A 23,425-nucleotide genomic window follows, 5' to 3' on the forward strand; every position below is an offset into this window, starting at 1 on the left:
CTAGATCACTCCGGTTCGTGCGCAAGCCTCCCGCCGGGCAAACCCTTTCACGAGCTTCTTGCAGGCGCGATAGCGCTCTTCCATGCTTCCTCCGCCAACGCCTGCCGGAGCGCGCGGCTCGGCGGTGCTCTCCTTCTTAACGGCATGCGGCTGCGAGGTTTTCTCGGGCTTGGCTGAAGGCCCGACATCCTCCGGCACCGGTACAAGCTGCCAGACCGGGTGAAGCTCTATGCTCGCCGTCTCGGATGGATTTTCCTTTTTGAAGGAAGAGAGGGCAAGAACGTTCCTCTCCAGCCTGACAGTGACCGGTGTCCCGCCGATCGAAAGCTTGTTGTCCGAGATGTACTCTGCGAACGATCGGTTGCCCGCTTCGTCCTTCACCCACGATGTCTTCGTCGGCGGTCCCCAGAGATAGTATCCCTTGGCCAACCCCGTCGCGGAGACCTCCGTGACGATCAGCATGGCGTAGCGCCCCTTGCCGTTCGACCATCCACGCTTGTTGGACCACACGCCAACAAATCTGGAATCGGATTTGAGCGTGACGTCCTGACTGGACGAGATCGTGAAGCTCGGCAGCTTGAGCTGCTGGGCGGTCGCGATGGCGGCAACCTTCTGGTTATCCTCGGGCGAAAAAACGTTCCGAACGACGGCTTTCGTACCTGACCCCGGACGCCCGCTCGTATCCGATGCCGGAGAAGCGGGTGATACTGCCGCCACCTCACTGGCCTTGATATCCCTGATCCGCTGGCGCGCTTCCACCGCATGGCCGCTGCGGGAATATCTGGCCAGAAACTCCTCATACGGGCCTGCCACAGTCGATGTCTGGATCGCCAACCAAAACTTCTCGTCTTCCGCAGGAGCTGCAGGCGCCGGAGACGATACGGCCGGCGCCTGAGCACTCCCGGCAGGCGCTTTCAGGTAAATCTCTTCCTTCGACAAGGAGCCGTACACAAACGGCTGCTGCTCGCGCTTGGTCGCGATCATCACGTCGTCGCGGACCCGGCGAAACAGAAACGAAATCTCGAGGCCCGGTGTTTCGATGTGGCGAAGCAACGACGCGGTAAAGGGACTGTTCCGGCCGTCGCCGTCGCTCGCCGTGGTACCATCGCGGGCGGCGTAGGCAATCAGAACGTTGTCGGACGGCTCGGTCGGCGCAAGCCCGCGAGCCACGGCCCGAGTGGCGATCGACCGCTTCATCTTCGCGGCAAATGGATTGTTGCGACAGGCGTCGAGGATGACGAGGCCCAGCTTCCGGGCCTTCGAGACCTGAAGGCTCACCGAACGCAGGCTGATGGCCTCGCTCTCGATGTCGGAGTCGCTGCGCAGCTCCGCGCTGATCGGAATCAGCCAATTCTCGCCGCCGACTTCCATGCCGTGCCCGGCGTAGAACACGACAGCAAGATCGGCTCCCTCGGCAGCCCGGCCGAACTCGACGACGGCCTTCCTCATCTCTTGCGCGGTTGCGTTCTTGACCTGGGTGACTTTGAAATCGAGTCGCTCCAACGCGCGGCCGACGTCGGCCGCATCGCGCGTCGGGTTCGGCAACTCCGGTACCTTCTCATAGGCGCCATTACCGATGACAAGCGCAACCCGGGTCTGCTGCGCAAGCCCCGGCCGGACGAATGAGAGGGAGGTGGCGAGAAGGACGGCTACCCAAAAAACGCGCATCAAATTCTGGCCCGGATCAAATATCAGGCGTGAGGGTAGCATTGTCATTCACCACCGCAACGGGAAAAGCTGGCATCGCGGGCGTTCAGGGAATCACTGCTTGAGCGCGACCGGGTCGCCCAGCCTTGATTGCAGCGCGCCGGATGGTCGCGTGTCGTTGAACCGGCGCCGGTAGTCACCAGGGCTGACCCCGGCGATCCGGCGGAAGCTCGAACGGAACGTGACGGTCGACTGAAAGCCGCAAGCCGCGGCGATCTGGTCCACGTAAGCTGCGCTGCTCTCCAGCAACTCCTGCGCCCGGCGGATCCGCGCGTTCAGCAGCCATTGCATCGGCGTAGTCCCGATCTGCTCCCGGAAATGGCGCGCAAAACTTCGTTCGCTCATCCCGGCCTGAGCCGCCATTCGTGCCACCGTAAGCGGGTCCGCCAAATGAGCCGCGACCCATTCGAGATGTCGCGCGAGAGAACCGTTCGAGCGCGGCGGATCGCGCCGGATGAATTGTGCCTGACCGCCTTCCCGGTTGACAGGCGCGACGGCCAGCCGTGCGGCATGAGCCGCCACGGCCTGGCCGAAGTCACGCCTGACAAGGTGCAGACACATGTCGATGCCTGCCGACGCTCCGGCCGATGTCACGATCTCTCCCTCGTCCACATAGAGGACGTTCGGATCGACCTGCACTTTCGGATAGCGGCTGGCGAGCTGATCGGCACACAGCCAGTGGGTGGTTGCCCGGCGCCCGTCCAGAAGGCCGGCCTCTGCGAGGACGAAAGCACCGGAGCAGATCGAGGCGATTCTCGCCCCGCGACGGTGAGCCCGGTGCAACGCGCCGAGAATGGCCTTCGACCTTGGAGCCAGAGGATTCTCTATTCCCGGCACGATCACGGTGCCGGCGCGGGCCAGGACCTCAAGTCCGAAAGGCACCACCAGGCCGACTGCGCCGGCATCGACGCGCGCCGCCTCAGCACAAACGCGGACATCGTAGAACGGCTTGCCGCGATCGTCCCTGAGCCGTCCGAACACTTCATAAGCGAGCGTCAGGTCGTAGGGGATCACCTGATCCATCGCGACAATGCAGACCCTGTGAACCATGGCGTTCTATTCCCGGCGGAGCGCGTCGACCTTCATATCACGCTTTGGCAGGAATCGATCGCTCATAGGCAGAAGCGCCACTCATGACTTCTGGCCGGATCCGCTAACCACCATCGGCAGCACACCCGCCAACGGTCAGGCCATGAAAAACGAACTCAAGATCAACGTCTCCCTGCTGGGCCAACTCAAACTCGCCTCCATCATCGAAGCCGCGACGCTGGCTCTGCTCGTTTGCGTTGCCGTTCCCCTCAAGCATCTCTGGGATTGGCCGATCGGGGTGCGAGCGATGGGGCCGGTGCACGGCCTCGCCTTCATTTTCTACGGCTGGGCGCTGCTGCAAACCGCCGGCGCCGGAATCTGGCAGCGGCACCACATCGCCTTGCTTGCCGCCTCGGCCTTCGTGCCGTTCGCGGGCCTTCTCGCGTCCCGGTACATCCGACGACGCATCGAAGCTCTGGATCGGGAATGTTCTGCGACATGAACTTCGCCGACTATTGCATTTGGCTGAAAGCCGCCCACGTCGCCGCCGCGCTGCTTTTCGTCGGCGGCGTCGTTGCAACGTCGTTGACGCTCGCCTTGCTGCCGACGATGCCTGGAGACAGCGCGCCATTCGTTACGGGCATGCGCCGTTACGACCGGTGGGTGACAGTTCCGGCAATCATCGTGGTCTGGCTGTTCGGAACGGGACTTGCCGTATCCGGGGCATGGTTCGGCCAGGGCTGGCTCAGCGCCAAGCTTGGCTTCGTTGTGCTGTTGTCAGGCCTGCACGGCGTCCAGAGCGGTCGGCTTCGGAGGATAGAAGCGGGCGCCTCACCCGCGATGTCGAGATCCCTGCCGTTCGTTCTCTTCGCCGCGATTGCTATCGCGGTTCTCGCTGTCGCAAAGCCGTGAGAGCCTCAACCCTTCCCCATCGCCGCAATCGCATCCGCGATCTCGATCGTCCGCCGCGCCATATCCGCGTGCAGGCGCTCCAACGGGTCTGTTCGCTCTGCTCGCACAAGGCGAAGTGCGATCGCGACCTCGCCGACGGCACCGCTGCGGAGAATTCCCACGGCTATTGCGGCAACGCCTCGACGCTGGAATCGCTCGATCGTGCAGGCGTCGCGCCGCACTGAGCGATCTGCAAATCGAATCGCCCGCACGAGGCGGGCGATCGATGCTCTGAACCAGGGAACGAGACTGAGCTTAGCGACCGTAGAACATCTTGTTGCAGCGGCCGGTGTTTTCCGCCACGTACGGGCCGCGCATTTGGGGGCGCATCGCCTGCCCGCGCTGGTTCACGCCCTGCACGCAATTGACATAGCCTGTATTGTTGGCCCAGCGAAAATCGGTGGTGTAGGCGTGCGAGCTGGAGGTGGAACCGACCAGCGAGCCGAAGCCGAGGATGGCAGCGAGGGCGAAAAGCGCGATGCGGGAGGTCGTCATGGTTGTTATCCGGTTTGTTGGCTGCACCATGCAGCGCGTGAACGAGACAATGCTCGATTTCACCGCGCTGGAATGTGCGTGACATCACAAAGCGGAAGGTCAACGCGCAGAATGCGCGGTCGCACCGTAGTGAGAGCCTCAACCCTTCCCCATCGCCGCAATCGCATCCGCGATCTCGATCGTCCGCCGCGCCATGTCGGCGTGCAGGCGCTCGACCATGGCACCATCCAGCCGGATCGCACCGCGCGAGACGTTCTCCGGCAATTCGAACGCCGCGATGATTTTTCGCGCGCGCGCGACTTCTTCTTCGGGCGGCGTGAAGATGGCGTTGCAGGCGTCGATCTGCGAGGGATGGATCAGCGTCTTGCCGTCGAAGCCGAGGTCGCGGCCCTGTGCGCATTCGGTAGCAAAACCGTCGGAATTGGCGATGTCGCTATAGGGGCCGTCGAGGATTTCGAGGCCATGAGCGCGCGTTGCCAGGATGCAGTGGGTGATCATCGAGAGCATCGCGGCGCGGCCCGGCAGCATCTTGATGCGCGTCTCGCGCGAGATGTCGTTCGGACCGAACACGAAGCCCAACAGGCGCGTCTTCGGATCGCTCCCGGCGGCGGCCAGCTCCTCGGCATGGAGCACGGCGCGCGCGGTCTCGATCATCGCCCAGACCTTGACGGTCGGCGCGGCGCCAAGCTCCGCGAGGCGGCTACCGATCGTCTGGAGATCTTCGACACTTGAAACTTTTGGAACCAGGATGCCGTCCGGAGAAGCCTTGGCGGCCATCGCGACGTCGTCGGCCCACCAGGGCGTATCGAGGCCGTTGGTGCGGATCAGGATCTCGCGCTTGCCAAACCCCTTGTCCGCGATCGCGGCGGCGATGCCGTCACGCGCCACCCCTTTGAGGTCAGGGGCGACGGAATCCTCGAGATCGAGAATCAGGCCGTCAGCGGCGAGATTCCGTGCCTTTTCCAGCGCACGGGGATTGGAGCCGGGCATGAACAGATGGCTGCGGCGCGGGCGGGTCATGCAAGCATTCCTTCCGGTTTCCTCGAACTTACTCTGGAGCATGATCCCGGAAAAGCGTGAGGCGGTTTTCCGAAAGGATCATGCTCAAACAACAAACCAAGCCGATAGCATCTGGCCTGCCTATTCGAAAGGCTTGTTCGCCCCTCTGGTCTATGGTTAGGCATAGGCCATGATCACATTCCCGAAGCATTTGCTGGAAGGCTACCAGGCCTTCGCCACCCAGCGGCTGCCGACCGAGCAGAGCCGCTATCGCGAGCTGTCGGTGAAGGGACAGTTCCCGGAAGTGATGGTGATCGGCTGCTGTGACAGCCGCGTCTCGCCCGAGGTGATCTTCGATGTCGGCCCGGGCGAATTGTTCGTCGTCCGCAACATCGCCAATCTGGTGCCGGTGTATCAGCCCGACGGCAACGCGCACGGCGTCTCCGCCGCGCTGGAATATGCGGTGACGGTGCTGAAGGTGAAGCACATCGTCGTGCTCGGCCACGCGCAATGCGGCGGCATCCGCGCCTTCGTCGACAAGATCGAACCGCTCACGCCCGGCGACTTCATCGGCAAATGGATGCAGATGTTCATCAAGCCGGGCGAGGTGGTCGAGCAGCGCGACCACGAGACCATGGCGCAATTCGTCGAGCGCATCGAGAAGGCCGCGGTGTTCCGCAGCCTGGAAAACCTGATGACGTTCCCGTTCGTGCAGAAGGCCGTGGATGCCGGCCAGATGCAGACGCACGGCGCCTATTTCGGCGTCGCGGAGGGATCGCTGTTCGTGCTGGACCAGGCCGCGAAGGAATTCAAGAGCGTCAAGGACGCCCCCTTGGCCTAGCCTCTAGAAGCCTTGCAGGTCGGTGACCGGCTTGAGCCGCCGGTTGCCGATGATGCGGCCGATGGCGCGGTTCACGACGTCCAGATTATTGTCGAAAGAGCCGTGATTGGCAGGGATCGTTTCATCCTTTTTCGGCTCGCGGCGCGTCGGGACTTCGGTGTCGGTGATCGCCGGATCGAGGACGACGCCCCCGCTCACATCCGACCAGGTGTCCAGGATCTTTTGCGAACCTGACATGAAGGTGTCGTCGTCCGCCTGCCATTTCCGCCAGACCTTCTGCAAGCCCAGGATCGGAGTCTTGTGGTCGGGCTCCAGCGCCCGCGAAACCAGATACAGCAGCGATTTCGAGTAGAGCGCAGGCACGCATGGATCGCTGGTCTCGTTGGCGTCGCTGAGCAGGTCGACAAACGTCGTCTGGGGATCGGCGACCTTGTCCGCAAAGGCACTGCCGTATTTGTCGGACGCAAAGGCGACCGTGCAGGCCGGCGCCCAGAGATGGATCGAGGAGGCTTTCAGGCCTCGGGCTTTCATGGGGGCCAGAAAATACCCGTGCATGATGGCTCCCGCGGAATGTCCGATCAGGTGAATCCGCGGCTGCTGGCTCTTGCTCACCCGACCGAGCCCACGCTCCAGCTCCCGTGCGGCGACAGCGAGGCCGCCGCCCGCACGGCTCGCACCGGCCGCTCTGAATTTCATGTTCTCCCAGATCGCCTTGACGCCGGCATCGCGCGCGAACACCTCGAACGCACGATCCTTGATCTCGTCGATCTTGCTCCTCAGCCAGCCCTTGTCTGCTCCGGAAGGCGCCACCAGCTTGTCCGCCGCGGTCTTCAGAATATCGCCGGCCGATTCCAGCAGGCCGGTCTGCCAGACCACGAAGATCGGCATGATGCGATTGGCCTCGAACCACGGGCCGAGCACCTGCGCCCTGGCGATACCATCGGCGCGGCTGTTCAGACCACCGTGATCAACGATCACCAGATCGGGAAACCCCTCCGCGGCCGCCCGGTCCAGGCATTTCTGGACGACGTGCGCGACGGCATCATCGCCGGAGCCCACCTCGACGAGCTCGCGTTCGGCACTGCCGTTATGCCCGATAAAGATGATGTGCTGGGCTTCTTCGCCATTGATCCAGGGAGAAACCGCGCTCTCATCGCCTGCCACGTCGGAACGAAGCATCGCCCGCTGACGAAGTCGCTCGTCCAGCGACAAATCGGTCCGCATCGACGGGCTGACGAAGCGATGCTCGGCGATCGCTGCGCCTTTGTTGGTTGCGCCTTTCTTGCCCTTGATCGGCGGCAACACGACGCTCATGGGTGCGCCGAGCGTCAGGGCCCAGGCATCGGTCCCGTAGCGGGTCCAATCCTGATAAGGCAGCAGGCCAAATCCGTGGAAGCCCCAATCGGGCCCCCACGAGTTCTGCACGATGAAGCCATCGGAGGTATAGCCGACGAGCGCGAAGGCATGTCCGCCCACGTCATTGGGCTTGTTCGGCGGGAGAATGAGCGCCGCACCGAGCGTCTTGCAGTTTTTACGAACGCGGTCCCAGCCGTCATGGACGTCGGCGGATACGTAGATCGCATGCGTTTCGTAGATCGCCGACTGCATGTCGACGATGGATTTTCCGTCGATCCGGTAATAGGCCCCGAGCGGGTTGAGCGGCGCATCGGCATCCCATCCGCTCTTGGGCCGACCGGGCTTCTGCCGCTTCTCGAAATTCGGCCAGAACTCCTCGCCGCAAACGCCATGCTTGTGAAATCCCTTCATGGCACCGCGACAGCTCGATCCCTCGTAATCCTCGCCCTTCCATTCGTCATAGAGACGCGCATTCTGATACAGCATCCGCGCGCTTCGCCGGGCAATCTCCTTGGCGGCCTTCGGGTCATCGGCTGTGATCGGATCCGTGTTCGCCAGCTCCCATTTGAGATAGTTCACGACCCCGGCGAGGCCGAACCCGGTGCAGGATCCCTCCTGCCCCTGATTGAGAACCATGTCGGCGTTGCGATAGACCGAGAACCAGCGCTCGATCAGCTGGTCGGACGGATAGGCCGGAGGCAGGCTCACCAGTCGCGCGCGATACGGCAGGTCACGGAAATCGAAGCGATCCGGACGCGCGTCGAATTTGCGCTCAGACCTGAACAGGATCTTCGTCGGCATGCGGTACCCCCCTGTTGTCATGCGGGAGTTCTCGGGGCGGCAATATCGCCCACGCGCTCACGCAACCGCTAATTGTGATCCAGCGGAGCCGGCCACGCAACCGGGGGTAGATGACAAAAAGGACGGACCTGCGCGACATCTCGGCGCAGCAGCAAGCCCTGTAGCCCAAGGGTGGGCAAAGCGACTTGGCCGCCGTAGCCCGAAGAGCGAAGGCGGAAGCGTGCCCACCTCGTCTATCGTCATTGCGGAGAGATGGTGGGCACGGCGCTCCGCGCCTTTGCCCACCGCACGGCGGCTATTACGCCGCTTTCTTCTTCGCGTTGATCAGCTTGCGGTTGATCAGCACTTCCGCGATCTGGATCGCGTTGAGCGCGGCGCCCTTGCGTAGATTATCGGACACGCACCACAGCACGAGGCCGTTCTCCACGGTCGCATCCTCGCGGATGCGGCTGATATAGGTCGCGTCCTCGCCGGCCGCTTCGTAAGGCGTCGCGTAGCCGCCGGGCTCATGCTTGTCGATGACGAGACAGCCGGGCGCCTTGCGCAGGATGTCGCGCGCTTCATCCGCGGTGATCGGATTCTCGAACTCGATGTTGATGGCCTCGGAGTGGCCGACGAACACCGGCACGCGCACGCAGGTCGCGGAGAGCTTGATCCTGGGATCAAGAATCTTCTTGGTCTCCATCATCATCTTCCACTCTTCCTTGGTGTAGCCGTCCTCCATGAAGACGTCGATGTGGGGAATGACGTTGAAGGCGATGCGCGCGGGGAATTTCTTGTTGACCAGCTCCTGGTTGGTGTAGACGGCCTTGGTCTGCGAGAACAATTCGTCCATCGCATCCTTGCCGGCGCCCGATACCGATTGATAGGTCGAGACCACGACGCGCTTGATAGTGGCCTTGTCGTGCAAGGGCTTCAGCGCGACCACGAGCTGCGCGGTCGAGCAGTTCGGGTTGGCGATGATGTTCTTCTTCTTGAAGCCGGCGGTGGCGTCGGCGTTCACTTCCGGCACGATCAGCGGCACGTCCGGATCCATGCGCCAGGCGGAGGAATTGTCGATCACGACGGTGCCGGCGGCGCCGATCTTCGGCGACCATTCCTTCGACACCTCGCCGCCCGCCGACATCAGGCAGATGTCGACGTCGGAGAAATCATAGTGTTCGAGCGCCTTGCACTTCAGGGTGCGGTCGCCATAGGAGACCTCGACGCCGATGCTGCGGCGTGACGCCAGCGCCACGACCTCGTCCGCGGGGAATTTGCGCTCATCGAGAATGTTGAGCATTTCCCGTCCGACATTGCCGGTCGCGCCGACAACTGCGACTTTGTAACCCATCGTTCACTCTCCGAGGAAAAAGCCCTTCCCTCAAGCTGACGCTTAAACAGGAAGAGCAGCGCTTCTATGCGAGAACCGGCCTCAAGACAAATTTGGACCATGCCTTAGGGACGTGGATGCAGTCGCCTGAGGCCAGCACGGCCGTTAGCCCCACCCAAATCCATCTGGCGCTCGCCAATTTCGCCGACGAGGTGGTCGGCACCTTGGCCCGCCTGTTCGCTTATGTGGGGATTCTGGTGCTGTTTGCCATCCTGGGCCTCGCGGGCCTCGGCCAGCTGCCCAGCCTGCGCGACGATGAGCCCGCTTCGAGGCCGAGCTGGAGCGAGGCCTCCCGCTCGCATCCGGCGTTCGCCCTCAGCCGGCTCGATTCATCCGAAAAAACAGTCTCTTACACCATCCTGAGGCATCCCGAGGGTGGTCGCAGGGACGTGCTGCGCTGGACCGGCGAGGCGGACAAGCCCGTGGCCGAGCTCGAGATCTACCGGGAAGGCAGCGAATTCGATGTGACGCGCCCGGCAACCGAGGGCCTGGCCGTCCGGATGGGACTGGCGGCAGCCACCCCGCTCGAACAGGCCGGCCTGATCGACACGAAATTCGGCCCCGTCGCCCTGTTCCGGCCGACCGGCACGGCGCAGGGGGCGTGCCTGGGCTATCTCAAGCGTAACGAGGAGCCGGCGCTCCAGATCTCCGGCTTCTCCTGTCACGGCGATACCTTGCCCGCCCAGCGTGCGGCGGTCGCCTGCACGCTGAACCGGCTGACCCTGCTCGCCTCGGGCAACGAGCCGAAGCTCGCGGAATTGTTCGCCCATGCCGAGCTCAAGCGCCGGCCCTGCGCCCCCGCGGGCTCGCCGGACTGGCTGCTGGGCGCCGCGAACGCGCAATTGCGCGGAGCGCTTTGATCCGCACCAAGCTCAAGTGGCTGGTATCCATGCAACTTTTGCCGGCGCGCACGATTATTCAGGCGTGGTGTGACCCAATAGACCTAGTTGCGGACACCCCGGCCGGGCTAGTATGGAGCGAAATCGACTGGCGGCTTGCTGCCTGAAGGGGACGTGATGAGCTCGAAATTTTCTGCCGCGACCAAATTTGCAACCTGGCTTGCGGCGGGCGCCGTCGTTGCATTGGCATGCGCGGCACCGGCCTCGGCCGACACCAAGCCCAAGCGCTATGACGATCGCGGCCGCCACTATTACGGCCCGAGCGGCCCCAACACGGTCTATCAGCAGGGACGCACCCGCCTCTATGTGAGCAAGCGCTCCTGGCTCGACGGCGGCACCGAGGTCAATCCGGGCGACCGCAAGTTCTCCGACTACGCCTTCCCGCCGGCCGTCGGCTATCCGTCCTTCGCTCGCGAGAACAACAACCGCCCGATCGATCGCCAGCCGCTCCCGACGCCGGCCGATCTCGGCGGCTATCCGCAGAATTTCCCGCTGTACTGACACCTCGCAGCGACCGAATCAAAAGGCCGGGCCTACGCCCGGCCTTTTTGTTTTATGAGATCTTGTAGGGTGGGTTAGCTGGGCGGATGCGCGAAGCGCAGTCCGCCCGGCGTAACCCACCTCTTTAGTATCCGCGGAGACAGACTTGGTGGGTTACGCTGCGCTAACCCACCCTACGATTTAGCGGCCTGCTGCAAAAGCCGGGTCGTAGCGCCTGCAAAAATCCTCGATCGCCTCGGAGCGAAAATCGCCGAGGCGCTCGAAGATGAGCTCATCCGGCCAATCCCACCAGGCGATCCGGCGCAGGCTCTCCGCGACGGAATCATCAAAGCGCTTGCGGATGGCGCGTGCGGGAACGCCGCCGACGATGGTGTAGGGCTCGACATCGCGGCTGACCACCGCGCCCGCGGCGATCACAGCGCCGTCGCCGACGATCACACCCGGCAGCAGGATGGCGGCGTGGCCGATCCAGACATCATTACCGACGATGACGCGATCGCCGCGGCGCTCCGCGAAGAAGTCGCGGTCACGCGTTGCGGTCGCGTCGTAATACTCCGGGACATAGGTGAAGCGATGCTGCGACGGCCGTCCCATCGGATGGTTCGGCGCGCCGATCCGCACCGAGTTTGCGATCGCCGTGAACTTGCCGATGACGGCGTCGGCGACTTCGCAGTTCTCGCCGAGATAGGAGTAGTCGCCGAGCGAGGCATATTCGATGCGGGTATGGCTGAGGATCTCGCAACGCCGCCCAATCTGCGCCTCACGCAGGCGCACCGTTTCATGGATGATCGTTTCCGCGATCTTGGGGCGGGGCGAGGTGTCCATGAAGGTGGCTCCGAGAGCAGGTGCCGTAGGGTGGGCAAAGGCGCAAAGCGCCGTGCCCACCATCTCGCGGCAATCGCGATAGAAGTAAGTGGTGGGCACGCTTCGCTTTGCCCACCCTACGATAGCGGTGCTTACCGCTTACGCGTGCAGCTTCTGCAATTCCTTCAGAATCGCTTCGCCCATCTGCGTGGTCGAGGCGGCCTTCGTGCCCTCCGACTTGATGTCGGCGGTGCGCAGGCCGCTGGCCAGCACCGCGGCGATCGCGGCGTCGACCTTGTCGGCGAGCGCGCCCATGTCGAAGGAATAGCGCAGCGCCATGCCGAACGACGAGATCATCGCAATGGGATTGGCGAGGCCCTGGCCGGCAATGTCGGGCGCCGAGCCGTGCACGGGCTCGTACAGCGCCTTGCGCTTCTTGCTCTTGACGTCGACTTCGCCGAGCGAGGCCGAGGGCAGCATGCCGAGCGATCCCGTCAGCATCGCCGCGATGTCGGACAGCATGTCGCCGAACAGATTGTCGGTGACGATGACGTCGAACTGCTTCGGCGCCTTCACCAGCATCATGCCGCCGGAATCGGCGAGCTGATGCTCGAGCGTGACGTCGGGATATTCGCGCTTGTGGACCGCCGTCATGACCTCATTCCAGAGCACGCCCGATTTCATGACGTTGCGCTTCTCCATCGACGTCACCTTGTTCTTGCGCTTCCGGGCCAGCTCGAAGGCGACGCGGCCGATGCGCTCGATCTCATAGGTGTCGTAGACCTGGGTATCGATCGCGCGCTTCTGGCCGTTGCCGAGATCGGTGATGGTCTTGGGCTCGCCGAAATAGACGCCGCCGGTGAGCTCGCGCACGATGACGATGTCGAGGCCCTCGACCGCCTCGCGCTTCAGGCTCGAAGCGTCGGCCAGTGCCGGATAGCACACGGCCGGGCGGAGGTTGGCGAACAGAGCGAGATCCTTGCGCAGGCGCAGCAGGCCGGCTTCGGGGCGAACCTCGTAAGGCACCGCATCCCATTTCGGGCCGCCGACCGCGCCGAAAATGATGGCGTCAGCGGCCAGCGCCTTGGCCATGTCGCCTTCGGAGATCGACACCTTGTGGGCGTCATAGGCGGAGCCGCCGACCAGGCCGGTATCGGTCTCGAATTTGGCGATCCCGGCCGAATTGAGCCAATCGATCAGCCGCTTCACCTCGCCCATCACCTCGGGGCCGATACCGTCGCCGGGGAGCAGCAGCAATTTGTGGGTCGCCATGGTCGTGTCCTCTGAGATCGAATTTCGGCCGGAGTGCTAGAGCGGCGTTGCGCGCTTGGCAAGACACCATTGCCGGGGCGCGGCTGTGCAACGCGGGCGGAGCCTGCCACACTGCGGTCGCCGGAGTACCCCTGTTGCACGCCCCTGATCGTCCCCCGCCTGACGCGCACCCCGCGCGGCTGATCCTGACCCTGTCGCTGGCGGCGACGGTCGGGCTCGGCATCGGCCGCTTTGCCTATGCGCTGGTGCTGCCCGACATGCGGGAGGACCTCGGGTGGTCCTACTCGGCGGCCGGTTTCATGAACACCATCAACGCCGTCGGCTACCTCGTGGGCGCACTGGTCGCCTCCCGGCTGATCCAGCGGGTCGGCTGGTCGGCGGCGATCCGCGGCGGGACCCTCGCCTGCGTCGCCGCACTCGCCACTTGCGCGCTGACAGGCAATTTCGTCGCGCTGAGCCTGGCGCGCCTCGTGCTGGGCCTGGGGGCGGCGGCCGGCTTCGTTGCCGGAGGCGCGCTGGCCGCAACCGTCGCGCAGTCGCAGCCCGCGCGGGCCAATTTCCTGCTGAGCTTGTTCTACGCCGGACCCGGCATCGGCATTCTCTCCTCGGGGCTGATCGCCCCGTTCACGCTGCAATATTTCGGACCGGGCTCGTGGTGGATCGTCTGGTGGGCGCTGACGCTGCTGTCGGCCGTGATGACCGTGCCGCTGTTCCTGATCCGCATCGAAAGCGCCGCGCGCTTCTCGGAAGGCAGCCACGCCGCCTTCGCGCTTCCGCCCGTGCTGATCTATCTCGCAGCCTACTTCCTGTTCGGCGCCGGCTACATCGCCTACATGACCTTCATGATCGCCTATGTGCGCGACGGCGGCGGCGGAGCCGCGGCACAGGCTGCGTTCTGGAGCCTGATCGGTCTCAGCGCCTTCGTCACACCGTGGTTCTGGCGTCGCGTGCTTGCGCTCGACCGCGGTGGACTTGCGACCGCGATCATCCTCGGCACCAACGCGCTCGGTGCCGCCTTGCCGATGCTCGGACATTCGCCGGCGTGGCTCGCGACCTCGGCCGTCGTGTTCGGCGTCGCCTTCTTCGCCGTCGTCGGCTCGACCACGGCCTTCGTCCGCTTCAATTATCCGCCCGAGGTGTGGCCAACTGCGATCGCGGCGATGACGATCTCGTTCGGGGTCGGCCAGACACTCGGCCCGATCGTGGTCGGCGCGATCACGGATGCGCTGGGCAGCTTGAGTTACGCGCTGAATGTGTCGGCGGCGCTGCTGGCGCTGGGGGCGGTGCTGTCGTTGCTTCAGCGCAAGGTCGGGCCGACCAGGCACCCTACGGCACCGGAGAGCTATCCCGGCGCGGGGCCGTAATTGGTGAAGTCGATCTTGAACATGCCGGGATCGAGCTTCTTGGTCGCGTCGAGATTGTAGACCGCGATCGTGGTGTCGTAGCCCTGCGGATCGGTGACGGTCCACTGCTTCAACTGGCCGTCCTTGGCGCCGAACATCAGCATCAGGCGGCTGGTGCCGACCAGCGCCTGCTTCTCCTCGATCGTGACGCTGACGAAGATATCGTCGGCCGTGACGCTGACGACATTGGTGTCCTTCATCAGGTCGATGCGGTCGGACAGCAGGAAGCGCAGCGGCGTCTGTGACAACGGATAGACGTCCTGCGTCGCAAGCTTGCGGTCGCGCACCACCAGCGAGGATCCGTCGGCGACGATGTCGATCGGGCTTGGCGCGTCATATTCGAAGCGCACCTTGCCCGGCTTCTGGATGTAGAAATCGCCCTGCGTCTTGCTGCCGTCGGGGCCGACCTGGACGAAATTCCCGACCAGCGTCGACAGCGACGACAGATAGGCGCTGACCTTGGCCGCCTGCGCCTTCTGGTTGGCGTCAAAAGTCTGGAAGATGCTGCTCGGCACGTTGCGGCGCGGATCCGGAATGACCGGGTTCGGCGGCGTCTGCGTCGCGCCGGTGACGGCGGGCCCACTGGCGGACGCGCCGGCATCGCGGCCCTTCGGCGCGGGTTTTGGCACGGGCACGGTCTGCGCGAATGACGTCGCGGTCACCATCGCGGCGGTGACGAGAAGCACGCCGGCCACGCGCGCGCTCCGCGCAGCGATGGTGGCAGCGAATCGAATGTCCGGAGGTCTGATCAACGCGTCGTCCTGTGTGGCTGGGCGCCTTTTTAGCGTGATTTTGGGCAAAAGCAGATAACGATTTCGCGTGAAATTACGTTTTGAGGCTCCTCGCCTCACATATGGCTGTCTTCTTCCTCGACCAGAATCTCGCGTTTTCCGGCGTGATTGGCGGGTCCGACGATGCCTTCCAGTTCCATGCGCTCCATCAGCGACGCGGCGCGGTTGTAGCCGATCTGCAGGCGGCGCTGGATGTAGCTGGTCGAGGCCTTGCGGTCGCGTTTGACGATGGCAACGGCCTGCGTGAACAGGTCGCCGCCGCCATCCGCGCCCATGCCGCTGGCATCGAACACGGCGCCGCCGTCCTCGTCCTCGGTGGGCTCTTCCGCGGTAACAGCTTCGAGATATTCCGGCTGGCCCTGCGTCTTGAGGTGGCGCACCACCTTCTCGACTTCGTCGTCCGACGCAAACGGTCCGTGCACGCGGCTGATGCGGCCGCCGCCGGCCATGTAGAGCATGTCGCCCTGGCCGAGCAGCTGCTCGGCGCCCATTTCGCCCAGAATCGTGCGGCTGTCGATCTTGGACGTCACCTGGAAGGCGATGCGGGTCGGGAAGTTCGCCTTGATGGTGCCGGTGATGACGTCCACGGACGGACGCTGCGTCGCCAGGATCACATGCAGGCCGGCGGCGCGCGCCATCTGCGCGAGGCGCTGCACCGCGCCTTCGATGTCCTTGCCGGCGACCATCATCAGGTCGGCCATTTCGTCGACGATGATGACGATGTAGGGCAGCGGGTCGAGCGAGAGCTTCTCTTCCTCGTAGATCGCCTTGCCGGTTTCCTTGTCGAAGCCGGTGTGCACCGTGCGCGTCGGCTCTTCGCCCTTGGCCTTCAGTTCGCCCAGGCGCGTATTGTAGCCGTCGATGTTGCGCACACCGAGCTTGGCCATGTTCTTGTAGCGCTCTTCCATCTCGCGCACGGCCCATTTCAGCGCGACGACCGCCTTCTTCGGGTCCGTCACGACGGGGGTGAGCAGATGGGGAATACCGTCATAGACGGAGAGTTCGAGCATCTTCGGATCGACCATGATCAGGCGGCACTGATCGGGGCGCAGCCGATAGACCAGGCTGAGGATCATGGTGTTGATCGCGACCGATTTGCCGGAGCCGGTGGTGCCGGCGATCAGCATGTGCGGCGTGCGGGCGAGGTCGATGATGACAGGGTCGCCGCCGATGGTCTTGCCGAGGCACAGTGGCAGCTTCGCCACCGACTCCGTGGTTTCCTTGGCGACCAGCAATTCGCGCAGATAGACCTTTTCGCGATGCGCGTTCGGCAGCTCGATGCCGATGGCATTGCGGCCGGGCACGACCGCGACGCGCGCCGACAGCGCGCTCATCGAGCGGGCGATGTCGTCAGCCAAGCCGATCACGCGCGACGACTTGATGCCGGGGGCCGGCTCCAGCTCGTACAGCGTGACCACGGGACCCGGATGGGCCTTTACGATGTCGCCGCGCACGCCGAAGTCCTGCAGCACGCCTTCGAGCGCGCGCGAATTGGTTTCCAGCTCGGCCTTGCTGAGCGGCTGGCGATCGCCTGCCTTGGGCGCGGCAAGCACGGAGACGGACGGAAGCTCGAACTTGTCGGAGGATTTTTTGGAAGCGGCTTTTGGCGCAGCTTTCTTGCGTGGGGCACGCGCGGCGGGCTCTTCCTCTTCTTCCTCCTCGTCGTCCGCTTCCTCTTCGTGCGCGTCTTCGTAGTCCTCGTCCTCGGACTGCGGCGAGATCGACGGCGCGGCGCGGCCACCGCCGAGCTTCGGCTCCTGGCGGCTGAAGGCGATCGCCTTGGTCTTCGGCCCGCTCGAGACCAGCGAGCGGTAAGCGGCACCACACAGCCAGATCAGCCGTGCCTTCGTGCTCATCAGCGCGTGGAACAACCAGCCCAGTGACACCGAGCCGCGATCGCTCTCTTCGTTTTCGTCGAGCGGCTTGTCGTCATCCTCGATGTCCGCGAGTTCCTCGTCGTGCTCACGCGCGCCGAGACCGCAGGCGATCAGGAAAGTCGCGGCCAGGCCTGCAAACAGGATCACACCGAGCACCGTGCGATAGATCGCGCCAGGCGGTCCGAAAATTACCGCGGGCGCGCGTACCAGCGCATCGCCGACCACACCGCCCAAACCGGTCGGCAGCGGCCATGCGCCGCCGTGCGGCCAGCAGCTGACGAAGCCAGCCGCGATCACCGTGCAGAGGATCCAGCAGCCGAGCCGCAGCGCTTCGCGGTCGAACGGGCGATGGGTCATCATGCGCCAGCCCCAGACCGCCACGGTCAGGACCAGCATGATCGCGCCGAGCCCGAGGATCTGCATCGCAAGGTCGGCGCCGATCGCACCGGCATAACCAAGAATGTTGCGGATCGGCCGCGAGGTGGCGTGGCTGAGACTGGGATCCTGCACCGACCAGGTCATCATCGCCGCCGAGGCTGTGCCCGACAGCGTGATCAGGCCGAAGCCGGTGAGCTCGCGCACGCGCCGCGTCAACGCCTCGCGGATCGACGGCGGCAAATGGCCGACCAGTGGAATGACACGTTCGATTGCCGACATGCTCACGGGCCCCGCCTAACCCAGAGTCTCGACCAGGCGGTGCAACGCCGCCGCCGTGGTCTCGCCATCCTGCACCAGCGCGAGGCGAATGTAGCCTGCGCCGGGATTGAAGCCGTCGGGCTGGAGCCGGGCCAAAAAGCTGCCGGGCACCACGCGCACGCCTGCTTCCTTGAAGAGTCTTAGACACACCGACACGTCGTCGCCGAGCTCGGACGTGTTGAGCCAGACGCAGAAGCCGGCGTCGGGCCGGCGATAGCCGTAACGATTGCCGATGATCTGGTCGGCGAGATCGAACTTGATCCGGTAGAGCCTGCGGTTCTCCTCGACATGCGCTTCGTCGCCGTAAGCGACGGTCGCGACATGCTGGAGCGGCACCGGGACCTGCGGGGCTGCGATGTTGCGCAGCTCGAGGAACATGCCGATGAATCTCTTGTCGCCGGCGGCAAAGCCGACGCGCAGGCCCGGCAGGTTTGAGCGCTTCGACAGCGACTGGAACGCAGCCACGCGGGTGAAATCGGGGCCGGCGCATTCGAGCGCGCTGCCCGGGGCCTCGCGCGTGTAGATCTCGGAGTAGCACTCGTCGCTGAGGATCATGAAGTTGTAGCGATCGGCGAGCTGCTTCAGGCGCGTGAAATAATCGCGCGATGCGACGGAGCCCTGCGGATTGGCGGGCGAGGCCAGATAGAACGCCACGGTGCGCGCCAGCGTCGCCTCGTCGATGGCGTCGAGATCGGGCAGGAAACCGTTTTCGACGGTGGTCGGCAGATAGACCGACTCGCAAGCTGCGGCACCGGCGCCGGCGCCATAGACCGGATAGAACGGATTCGGCATCAGGATGGCGGGCTTGCCGGGCTTCGGGCCGACATAGCGCGCGGCTGCGATCGCGGCGAGGAACAGCCCTTCGCGGCTGCCATTGAGGACGAGCATTTCGCTCTTGGGGTCGAGCGCTCGCGGCAGCTTGAAGCGCGATGACAACCAGGCGCTGGCTGCAATCCGGAACGGCTCGGTGCCCTGGTTCATCGGGTAACGGCCGAAATCGGCGATGTGCTTGGCCAGCACCGGACCGACGAAATCGGGCACGGGATGCTGCGGCTCGCCGACCGCGAGCGAAATCAAGGGTTTGCCGGGTTGATGCGGCGCCAGTAGCTCGTTCAGCCGGACAAAGGGCGAGCGTTCGCTATCGGAACTTCCACTGGCCTGCGGCGCACGGGATGAAGCGGTCATGACCATTCTGGACGCCAGCACTCTTGGAACAGCCGGTCGCAGCAAGGCGCCGGCGGGAAGCGGTTCAGTTCACCATAGATAGGGCGAGGTTAAGACGCGATTAACCATCGGCGGGCGGGTGCGTCCAGAGCGGGAATATTGGGGCCGAATAACAACGGGATGCGCGGCGGTTCCAGCCTCTCCCGCAAGCGGGAGAGGTCGGCGCGCAAGCGCCGCTGACGCCAGAACAGAGATAGAATGCTGTCAGGGATCGACCTAATGCTCCGGCAGCTTCTCGAACGTCGCCATGCCCGCGGGGATCGCGTGGAACTCCTGGCTGTCGCAGGTGTAGATCGCCATCTGCGGGCGGAACTGTTTCGGCTCGTCCAGCGTGCCGACCTTCAGGATCGCTGCGGGCAGGCCCGGAACCTTGGTCACCAGATGGGTACCGCATTCGGCGCAGAATTCGCGCGTGACGGCGCGTTCGAGATCCTTGCGCGTGAACTGCTTGGGTTGTCCGATGATGTAGCTGAAGCCGGCCGCCGGCATCGCAATGAAGGTGTTGGGCGCACCGCCCGAGATGTACTGGCACTCGCGGCAATGACACTGGGCCTGCATCATCGCATCGCCCTCGGCGACATAGCGCACTTCGCCGCAATAGCATCCGCCTTCCAAACGCATGACGACCTCCCGATTGTTTTTCGTTGTGGTCGGTATTTCTGCGCCGGCAATCTGGAATGGCAATGCTTTTCTTTGTCGCGCTGGGCAAAAAGAAAGGGGCTCCAACTTGCGCTGGAGCCCCTCAACGGTCGGGGCATTGCCGGGTATGTGCCCAAACCGTAGTTGTGGGCGCGGTCCCGAGGAGAACCGCGCCCGGGAGGATCGTTACATGTTGTAGGCGCGCTCGGTGTGCTCGGTGATGTCGAGGCCTTCACGCTCGGTCTCGACATTGGCGCGGAGGCCAACGATCACATCGACGACCTTGTAGAGGATCGCCGAACCGACGCCCGACCACACCAGCGTGGTGCAGACGGCTTCGATCTGGGAGATCATCTGCGCGGTGAAGTCGTAATCGGCAACCTTCGGCGGGATCGCCGTGTAGTCGATGATGCCCGCGCCGCCGAGGGCCGGGTTCACCAGGATGCCGGTGCCGAGGGCGCCGATGATGCCACCGATGCAGTGCACGCCGAACACGTCGAGCGAGTCATCGTAGCCGAGCGCATTCTTCACGACGGTGCAGAAGAACAGGCAGACCACGCCGACCACGAGACCGAGGACAATCGCGCCCATCACGCCGGAGAAGCCGGCGGCGGGGGTGACGGCCACGAGGCCCGCGACAGCGCCGGAGATGACGCCGAGAACGGACGGGTGACCCTTGATGATCCACTCCGCGAACATCCACGACAGCGCGGCGGCTGCGGTGGCGACGAAGGAGTTGGTCATGGCAAGCGCTGCGCCGCCGTTGGCTTCCAGGTTGGAGCCGGCGTTGAAGCCGAACCAGCCGACCCAGAGCAGCGAGGCGCCGATCATCGACATGGTCAGCGAGTGCGGAGCCATCAGCTCCTTGCCGTAGCCGGTGCGCTTTCCGATCAGGAGAGCGCCGACGAGACCTGCAATGCCGGCGTTGATGTGCACCACGGTGCCGCCTGCGAAGTCGATCGCGCCCTTCTTGAAGATCCAGCCGGCGTCGGCATTGATCTCGTCGAGCTTGGCCTGAGCCGCGGTCTTCGCCGCTCCATCAGCAGCAGCAGCGAGAGCCTTGGCCGCATCCTGGATCGCGTCCGGGCCGGGCCAGTACCAGACCATGTGCGCGATCGGAAAGTAGATCAGCGTGACCCAGAGCGGGATGAAAAGAGCGATCGCCGAGAACTTCATGCGCTCGGCGAAGGCGCCGACGATGAGGGCGGGCGTGATCGCCGCGAAGGTCATCTGGAAGCACATATAGATGAGCTCCGAGATATTGGCGTCGACCGAGAAGGTCGCGGCCTTCGAGTCGGTGGTGACGCCCATCATGAAGGCCTTGGAGAAGCCGCCGATGAAGTCGGAACCGCCGGTGAAAGCGAGGCTGTAGCCGTACACAGCCCAGATCACGGTGACGACGCAGACGGTGTAGAACACCTGCATCAGAACGGAGAGCATGTTCTTGGAACGGACGAGGCCGCCGTAGAACAGCGCGAGGCCGGGGATGGTCATCAACAGCACGAGCACTGTCGATGTCAGCATCCAGGCGTTATCTCCCTTGTTGACCGTTGGCTCGGCATAGGCTGCGGTCGCAGCGAACAGGCCGACTGCGAGAGCCGCCAATCCCGCGCCATAGGGACGCTTAAACGTCATTTCATTTACTCCTGATTGAATTTTGATTGAGCGCGAAATCAAAGTGCCGCTGCGTCGGCCTCGCCGGTGCGGATGCGAACCGCATGGTCGAGGTTGATGACGAAGATCTTGCCGTCGCCGATCTGTCCGGTTTTCGCGGCGGACGTGATGGCGTCGATGGTCTTGTCGACCTGGTCGGAGGCGACAGCGACCTCGATCTTGATCTTGGGCAGGAAGCTCACGGCATATTCGGCGCCGCGATAGATTTCCGTATGGCCCTTCTGGCGGCCATATCCCTTGACTTCCGTCACCGTGAGACCGTGAACGCCGATGGCGGTCAGGGCGTCACGGACTTCTTCCAGCTTGAATGGCTTGATAATCGCCATAACAATTTTCATGGGTCCTATCCCCGCTTGGGCCCGGTCCGGACGTGGCCGGGCGTTTCTCGACTGGTTCGCCACGAGGGAGAAAGTTCACTACGCGGGCACAGCCAGGACCCATAGAATCAAATGCCGTGCCAGATCGGGCGGATTGCCTAACGGACTATGAAAACGGGTGTTTTCGCGTTTGACGCGTATTGCGGCGCAGTGCGCCATTACGTCGCGCTCATTACGTGATCACGTCTGGTCAAAAACTGGGCAAGACAGACTGCCGACACAATGCTGCTCATGCGTCGGGCAGACAAAAGGTATCCTATTATGGCGTGAGAGCCTTGCCGTGCTGCGAAATATCGCGCCCCTCGCGGTCCTGCTCATGAGATACGCGCAAATAGGCGCAACCGAATGGCCGGCTTGGGCAGGATGACGCTTGCCGGATGGTCTCCGGCTGGAGGCCGCTGTCGGCCCATCAGGCAGCGTCGCGCTCCGCGAACACCCTGTCGATCAGCCCCCATTCGACCCCCTGCTGCGCGGTCATGAAGTGGTCGCGATCCAGGGTCCGTTCCACCTCCTCCTCGCGGCGCCCGCAATGCCGCGCGTAGAGCCGGATCAGGCGCCGTTTGGTTTCCTGCATTTCGGTGGCGTGGATCAGGATGTCGGACGCCTGGCCCTGGAAGCCGCCGAGCGGCTGATGCACGTGCAAGCTCGCATTGGGCAGCGCGGCGCGGTGACCGGGCTCGCCGGCCATCAGCAGGAACGAGCCCATGGAGCGCGCGGTACCCATGCACAGCGTATGAACCGGCGCCTTGATGAACTGCATGGTGTCGTACATCGCGAGGCCGGAGGTGACCACGCCGCCGTAGGAATTGATGTAGAGATTGATCGGCTTGTGCGGATTCTCCGCCTCCAGGAACAGCAACTGCGCGCAGACGAGGCCCGACATCGCATCATTGACCTCGCCGTTGAGGAAGATGATGCGCTCGCGCAGCAGCCGCGAGTAGATGTCGAAGGACCGTTCACCGCGGGCGGATTGTTCCACAACCATAGGGACGAGCTGAAGCATGTCGCGCATCGGCGACCTCCATGTCTGCGGGTGATGAAGTCTTGCTGGTGTTAGGCGGCTGCGCGCATCAGGCAGCAATTGCTGTTGGCCGGCTTCGGCAGCGCTACGTCGCAGGCTTGCTGGATGATGCGAAAGCGGGTGCCGCCGTCCTCGTTCGGCTCGATCCGGAAGATGACGTGGCTTTCGCGATAGGGCGGCTCGGAATCACGAAGCCGGTAGCGCACCTCTTCGCCTGGAATCGATGATTCCGGTTCGGCGCCCGCGAGGTCGCAATCCGGCAGCCAGCGCTCGCGCAAAGCCGGAATGGTTACGGCGCGCCAGACCTTTGCCGGCGGCGCATCGAACTCATATTCGAGCACCAGCTTTGCGTCGGGACGATCCGTTTCGACTGCGTCGCTCATTGATCCATGTCCTTGAGGAGATCGGCGAGTGCTTCCATGCGCTTCGGCCAATAGGCACGGTAGCGCGCAAGCCATGCCCCGATGGCGACGATTCCGTCGGGGTCGACTTCGTAATTCACAAAGCGGCCCTGCCGCTGCTCGCGCACCAGGCCAGCTGAGCGCAGCACCGCAAGATGCTGCGACATCGCGGGTTGGCTGATCTCCAATCCGTCGCGCAAGGTGCTGGCATTCAGGCTTCCGCCAGCGAGCTTCTCAAAGACCTTGCGGCGCGTCGGGTCGGCCAGCGCCTTGAAGATGTCGGCTTCGATCATGA

The 23,425-nt window shown here is 64.0% G+C and carries 24 protein-coding genes; 7 read left to right on the forward strand and 17 right to left on the reverse strand.

The features are described 5' to 3' along the window. Complete coding sequence (locus IVB29_RS03195) at positions 1-1,710, reverse strand: caspase family protein (protein WP_247501945.1); 1,710 nt, start codon at positions 1,708-1,710, stop codon at positions 1-3. Between the two features lie 51 nt (positions 1,711-1,761). Further along, complete coding sequence (locus IVB29_RS03200) at positions 1,762-2,757, reverse strand: helix-turn-helix domain-containing protein (RefSeq protein ID WP_247501946.1); 996 nt, start codon at positions 2,755-2,757, stop codon at positions 1,762-1,764. On the opposite strand from IVB29_RS03200, the gene IVB29_RS03205 reads away from it, so the two are divergent. From IVB29_RS03205 to IVB29_RS03215, 3 genes are read left to right on the forward strand one after another with little or no spacing between them, the layout of a single operon-like run. Beyond that, positions 2,756-3,238 (forward strand): DUF3817 domain-containing protein, encoded by a 483-nt coding sequence (locus IVB29_RS03205; protein ID WP_247501947.1) that lies wholly within the window; start codon positions 2,756-2,758, stop codon positions 3,236-3,238. The two genes, IVB29_RS03200 and IVB29_RS03205, sit on opposite strands and share 2 nt — an antisense overlap. After that, entirely contained in the window at positions 3,235-3,648 is a 414-nt protein-coding gene (locus tag IVB29_RS03210; protein WP_247501948.1) for a CopD family protein, read from the forward strand. Before IVB29_RS03205 ends, IVB29_RS03210 begins: the two co-directional genes overlap by 4 nt. Continuing rightward, entirely contained in the window at positions 3,645-3,872 is a 228-nt protein-coding gene (locus tag IVB29_RS03215; RefSeq protein ID WP_247501949.1) for a hypothetical protein, read from the forward strand. The genes IVB29_RS03210 and IVB29_RS03215 overlap by 4 nt, the downstream gene beginning before the upstream one ends. A 70-nt stretch (positions 3,873-3,942) precedes the next feature. Here the strand turns inward: IVB29_RS03215 and IVB29_RS03220 are convergent, their stop codons facing one another. Continuing rightward, entirely contained in the window at positions 3,943-4,182 is a 240-nt protein-coding gene (locus IVB29_RS03220) for a hypothetical protein (RefSeq protein ID WP_247501950.1), read from the reverse strand. A 138-nt stretch (positions 4,183-4,320) separates the two neighbouring features. Next, on the reverse strand, positions 4,321-5,202 hold the full coding sequence (locus IVB29_RS03225; protein WP_247501951.1) for a CoA ester lyase: 882 nt from the start codon (positions 5,200-5,202) through the stop codon (positions 4,321-4,323). 169 nt (positions 5,203-5,371) lie between these two features. Here IVB29_RS03225 and IVB29_RS03230 point away from each other — a divergent pair, with 169 nt between their 5' ends. Continuing rightward, positions 5,372-6,022: a carbonic anhydrase gene (locus IVB29_RS03230; protein ID WP_247501952.1), complete on the forward strand. Its 651-nt coding sequence runs from the start codon at positions 5,372-5,374 to the stop codon at positions 6,020-6,022. Positions 6,023-6,025: 3 nt separating this feature from the next. Here the strand turns inward: IVB29_RS03230 and IVB29_RS03235 are convergent, their stop codons facing one another. Beyond that, positions 6,026-8,179 (reverse strand): C1 family peptidase, encoded by a 2,154-nt coding sequence (locus tag IVB29_RS03235; protein WP_247501953.1) that lies wholly within the window; start codon positions 8,177-8,179, stop codon positions 6,026-6,028. Positions 8,180-8,477: 298 nt separating this feature from the next. Then, complete coding sequence (locus IVB29_RS03240; protein WP_247501954.1) at positions 8,478-9,512, reverse strand: aspartate-semialdehyde dehydrogenase; 1,035 nt, start codon at positions 9,510-9,512, stop codon at positions 8,478-8,480. A 116-nt stretch (positions 9,513-9,628) separates the two neighbouring features. Here IVB29_RS03240 and IVB29_RS03245 point away from each other — a divergent pair, with 116 nt between their 5' ends. Together IVB29_RS03245 and IVB29_RS03250 are read left to right on the forward strand one after the other, a co-directional pair. Continuing rightward, complete coding sequence (locus IVB29_RS03245; RefSeq protein WP_247501955.1) at positions 9,629-10,411, forward strand: hypothetical protein; 783 nt, start codon at positions 9,629-9,631, stop codon at positions 10,409-10,411. 156 nt (positions 10,412-10,567) lie between these two features. Continuing rightward, positions 10,568-10,951 carry a hypothetical protein gene (locus tag IVB29_RS03250; protein ID WP_247501956.1) on the forward strand — a complete coding sequence of 128 codons (384 nt, stop codon included), beginning with the start codon at positions 10,568-10,570 and terminating at the stop codon, positions 10,949-10,951. A gap of 180 nt (positions 10,952-11,131) precedes the next feature. On the opposite strand, the gene IVB29_RS03255 is transcribed toward IVB29_RS03250, so the two are convergent. Then, entirely contained in the window at positions 11,132-11,776 is a 645-nt protein-coding gene (locus IVB29_RS03255) for a DapH/DapD/GlmU-related protein (protein ID WP_247501957.1), read from the reverse strand. A gap of 138 nt (positions 11,777-11,914) precedes the next feature. Beyond that, a complete protein-coding gene (leuB, locus tag IVB29_RS03260) occupies positions 11,915-13,027 on the reverse strand; it encodes a 3-isopropylmalate dehydrogenase (protein WP_247501958.1) in 1,113 nt (370 codons plus the stop codon). Between the two features lie 134 nt (positions 13,028-13,161). Between leuB and IVB29_RS03265 the strand changes: the two genes are divergently transcribed. Beyond that, positions 13,162-14,391, forward strand: coding sequence for a YbfB/YjiJ family MFS transporter (locus tag IVB29_RS03265; protein WP_247501959.1), 1,230 nt, complete (start codon positions 13,162-13,164; stop codon positions 14,389-14,391). On the opposite strand, the gene IVB29_RS03270 is transcribed toward IVB29_RS03265, so the two are convergent. The 9 genes from IVB29_RS03270 to IVB29_RS03310 all read right to left on the reverse strand — a co-directional run bounded on the left by IVB29_RS03270 (position 14,370) and on the right by IVB29_RS03310 (position 23,423). Next, positions 14,370-15,125: an outer membrane lipoprotein carrier protein LolA gene (locus tag IVB29_RS03270; RefSeq protein ID WP_247501960.1), complete on the reverse strand. Its 756-nt coding sequence runs from the start codon at positions 15,123-15,125 to the stop codon at positions 14,370-14,372. The two genes, IVB29_RS03265 and IVB29_RS03270, sit on opposite strands and share 22 nt — an antisense overlap. Positions 15,126-15,277: 152 nt before the next feature. After that, a complete protein-coding gene (locus IVB29_RS03275) occupies positions 15,278-17,761 on the reverse strand; it encodes a DNA translocase FtsK (RefSeq protein ID WP_247501961.1) in 2,484 nt (827 codons plus the stop codon). 9 nt (positions 17,762-17,770) lie between these two features. Further along, a complete protein-coding gene (locus IVB29_RS03280) occupies positions 17,771-18,985 on the reverse strand; it encodes an aminotransferase class I/II-fold pyridoxal phosphate-dependent enzyme (RefSeq protein WP_247501962.1) in 1,215 nt (404 codons plus the stop codon). 249 nt (positions 18,986-19,234) lie between these two features. Then, positions 19,235-19,639 carry a GFA family protein gene (locus IVB29_RS03285; protein ID WP_247501963.1) on the reverse strand — a complete coding sequence of 135 codons (405 nt, stop codon included), beginning with the start codon at positions 19,637-19,639 and terminating at the stop codon, positions 19,235-19,237. Positions 19,640-19,843: 204 nt separating this feature from the next. Further along, on the reverse strand, positions 19,844-21,292 hold the full coding sequence (locus tag IVB29_RS03290; protein WP_092027722.1) for an ammonium transporter: 1,449 nt from the start codon (positions 21,290-21,292) through the stop codon (positions 19,844-19,846). 38 nt (positions 21,293-21,330) lie between these two features. Continuing rightward, positions 21,331-21,669: a P-II family nitrogen regulator gene (locus IVB29_RS03295; RefSeq protein WP_008142813.1), complete on the reverse strand. Its 339-nt coding sequence runs from the start codon at positions 21,667-21,669 to the stop codon at positions 21,331-21,333. A 448-nt stretch (positions 21,670-22,117) separates the two neighbouring features. Next, entirely contained in the window at positions 22,118-22,720 is a 603-nt protein-coding gene (locus tag IVB29_RS03300; protein ID WP_247501964.1) for an ATP-dependent Clp protease proteolytic subunit, read from the reverse strand. Between the two features lie 41 nt (positions 22,721-22,761). After that, the gene (locus IVB29_RS03305; RefSeq protein ID WP_247501965.1) at positions 22,762-23,112 is read right to left on the reverse strand and encodes a hypothetical protein; all 351 of its coding nucleotides are present in this window, start codon (positions 23,110-23,112) and stop codon (positions 22,762-22,764) included. Further along, complete coding sequence (locus IVB29_RS03310) at positions 23,109-23,423, reverse strand: metalloregulator ArsR/SmtB family transcription factor (protein ID WP_247501966.1); 315 nt, start codon at positions 23,421-23,423, stop codon at positions 23,109-23,111. Before IVB29_RS03310 ends, IVB29_RS03305 begins: the two co-directional genes overlap by 4 nt. Between the last annotated feature and the right edge of the window lie 2 nt (positions 23,424-23,425).

The organism is Bradyrhizobium sp. 1 (genome assembly GCF_023073315.1).
GTDB lineage: Bacteria > Pseudomonadota > Alphaproteobacteria > Rhizobiales > Xanthobacteraceae > Bradyrhizobium.